We start from the raw sequence: 519 nt of genomic DNA on the forward strand, positions 1-519 counted from the left end.
ATCAGGGGCTTGGCGGCACGGGCGCAGGCCACCAGGGAGTAGGAGCTGACATCCTGGGCCAGGGCATAGCCGTCCCGGGACGTTTCCACGAAGGGAACTTCCAAATCCTCGGCCTTGGCGAAGGCGATACAGTGCACCAGCCCGTCGAGGCGTCCCCAGACTTCGCCGATCTTGTCGAAGGCGGCACGCACTTGTTCGTCCGAAGTGACATCGCATTCAATCAGGGGAGAGCCGGGCATCTCCGCGTCCACCAACTCCCTCACCCGCCGTTCCAGCCGTTCGCCCTGGTAGGTGAAGGCCAGCTCCGCGCCGTGGCTGTGCAGGCTCCGGGCGATGGCCCAGGCGATGCTCCGCTTGTTGGCCACCCCCATGATCAAAACGCGCTTGCCCTCCATCAATTTGGTCATGGTCCACGATCTCCCTTCCTATTGTATGTAGCTGCTCGTCTAAAGGGGAACGAGTCACTGGCGGATTTCCGATTTAGTACCTGCTACTAAACCCATATTCCAGCGTAGCGGA

At 61.1% G+C, this 519-nt stretch carries 1 protein-coding gene; it reads right to left on the minus strand.

Annotated features, from left to right (window positions below):
• On the minus strand, positions 1–407 hold a 407-nt coding region (locus RZO55_RS16665; RefSeq protein ID WP_318065389.1), incomplete at its 3' end, for an enoyl-ACP reductase FabI.
• Between the last annotated feature and the right edge of the window lie 112 nt (positions 408–519).

This window comes from Clostridium boliviensis, from assembly GCF_033342255.1.
GTDB lineage: Bacteria > Bacillota > Clostridia > Lachnospirales > Lachnospiraceae > Lacrimispora > Lacrimispora boliviensis.